Here is a 2,239-nt window from a genome sequence, read left to right as displayed (position 1 = left end):
CTGTCCAAGAGGGCGAACTCGTGGCCGTCATCGGCCTCGAAATCCACGTCCAACTGGAGACGGACACGAAGATCTTCTGCGGGTGTTCGACCGACCAAGACGACGCCGAACCGAACACCTACACGTGCCCGGTCTGTCTCGGACTGCCGGGAGCGCTCCCGGTATTGAACGAGGCGGCCGTCGAATACGCCGTCAAGGTCGGCAAGGCCATCGACGCCGATATCCCCGAAGAGACGACCTTCCACCGGAAGAACTACTTCTACCCCGACCTCCCGAAGGGATTCCAGATTACCCAGTACGACGCGCCGATCTGTCAGGACGGCACGCTGGAGTTCAGCTTCGAGGGCGACACCCGAGCCGTTGGCATTCACCGCGCCCACCTCGAAGAGGACCCCGGAAGCCTCCGTCACGTTCGTGATGGAACCGGGGACATCGAAACCCGTACCGTCGGCATCGACCGGGCGGACTACACGCTCGTCAACTACAACCGCGCCGGGACGCCGTTGATGGAAATCGTCACGGAACCCGATTTCCGCGAACCCGGCGAAGTCGTCTCGTTCCTCGAAAAACTGGAGGAAGTGCTCGAATACCTCGGCGCGTTCGACTCCACCCGAGACGGCAGCCTGCGTATCGACGCGAACCTCTCCATCATCCCGACCGAGGACGTGAACGACGACGGATCGATCTCCGACGAGGTACTCGCGGACGCCAACCGCACCGAAGTCAAGAACATCTCCAGCCACAAGGGCGCGGAAAGCGCACTCGCGTACGAGGAGAGCCGTCAGAAGAACCTCATCCGGCGTGGGAAGGCGATCGAACAGGAGACTCGCCACTTCAACGAGACCCACGGCTCGACCGTCTCGATGCGCTCGAAGGAAGCCGAGAAGGACTACCGCTACTTCCGCGAGGAGGACTTGCCGCCGTTGCAGGTCAGCGACTGGAAGCAGAAGCTCGAAATCCCGGAACTGCCCGACGCTCGCCGCGAGCGTTTCCGCGAGGAATACGGCCTGAACAAGGAGGCCGCCAGCAAGCTAACGTCGAGCAAGCAGGTCGCGGACTTCTACGAGGACGTGGCGGAGGAGTTCGACCCCGACCTCGCGGCGGCGTGGGTCGCCGACAGTCTCCTCGGCGAACTCAACTACCGCGACATGGAAATCACGGATGTCGAGGAACGACTCGGCGAGTTCAAGGACCTCATCCGTCTCGTCGCCGAAGACGAGATTACGGCCAAGAACGCCGAAGAGACGGTTCTCCGCGAGATGCTGGACGAGGGTGACGACCCGGAAACCGTCATCGACCGCGAAGGTCTCGGCAAGGCCGACTCGGGCGAAGTCGAGCAAGCCGTCGAAGAAGCCATCGAGGAGAACCCGGACACCGTCGAGGACTACCACGCCGGTGAAGGTGGCGCTATCAACTTCCTCGTCGGGCAGGTCATGCAGAAGACCGGCGGCAGTGCCGACCCCGGAAGCGTGAACGGCATGCTCCGCGAGCGACTGGACGAATAAGTGCGAACAGGCGGCGGAATCGACCGCGAGGGGCGTGCCACACACCAGCCTCGACCCCATCGCGGCAGTCGGTTAGGGCATACCGCCGTTTGGTTGCGTTTTCGGGCTTAAATCTACGGATGGTTTTGGCGTGGGGTGTGACGGCCACGGACACTAATCCCGTTCCAGTCGTGGGTGTGCTATGGCCGATCCTGTGGGAACCACGAACTCGTTCATCCAGCAGTACGGCCTGCTCGCGGTGTTCGTCTACATGTTCCTCGAATCGGGGCTGCTGTTGCATTTCGTGCCGAGCGAGGTCGTTCTGCCGTTTGCGGCCGCGCTGTTGGTTCATGGACCGGTCAGCTTCGTCGTGTTCGTCGCCGTGGCGACGACCGGCGGAACCGCGGGAAGCGTCTTCGTCTACTACGTGTTCGGGCGTGGTGGCGAGTACGTGCTGGAACGATACGGGACGTATCTCCATCTGACTCCGGCGGATCTCGAACGCGGGCGGCGTGTCTTCCATCGGTGGGGTGAGGGAACCGTCTTTTTCTGTCGATTTCTTCCCGTTCTCCGGGCGCTCATCAGTATTCCCGCGGGAATCGCGGAGATGGATACTCGCCGATTCGTACTCTACACGGCCTCCGGAACCGCCGTGTTCGTGGCTACGCTGACGTACCTGGCGTACGCCGGAACGCAAGCAGGGACCCCCGTTCATCGAGCACTCGCGGCACTCGTTGCAGTTCTCACGCTGGACG

General features: G+C 62.4%; 2 protein-coding genes. Both read left to right on the top strand.

The window, feature by feature from the left end; translation table 11 throughout:
* Positions 1–20 precede the first annotated feature (20 nt).
* Complete coding sequence (gene gatB, locus WBV42_RS08025; RefSeq protein WP_423985561.1) at positions 21–1,505, top strand: Asp-tRNA(Asn)/Glu-tRNA(Gln) amidotransferase subunit GatB; 1,485 nt, start codon at positions 21–23, stop codon at positions 1,503–1,505.
* Positions 1,506–1,686: 181 nt separating this feature from the next.
* Positions 1,687–2,239 (top strand): DedA family protein (locus tag WBV42_RS08020; RefSeq protein ID WP_423985560.1); only part of this gene is annotated, 553 nt, incomplete at its 3' end.

The organism is Haladaptatus sp., from assembly GCF_049589095.1.
Classification (GTDB): Archaea; Halobacteriota; Halobacteria; order Halobacteriales; family Haladaptataceae; genus Haladaptatus.
The sequence above is the reverse complement of the archived record's forward strand: the minus strand, read 5'-3'. Positions and strand labels throughout refer to the sequence as shown.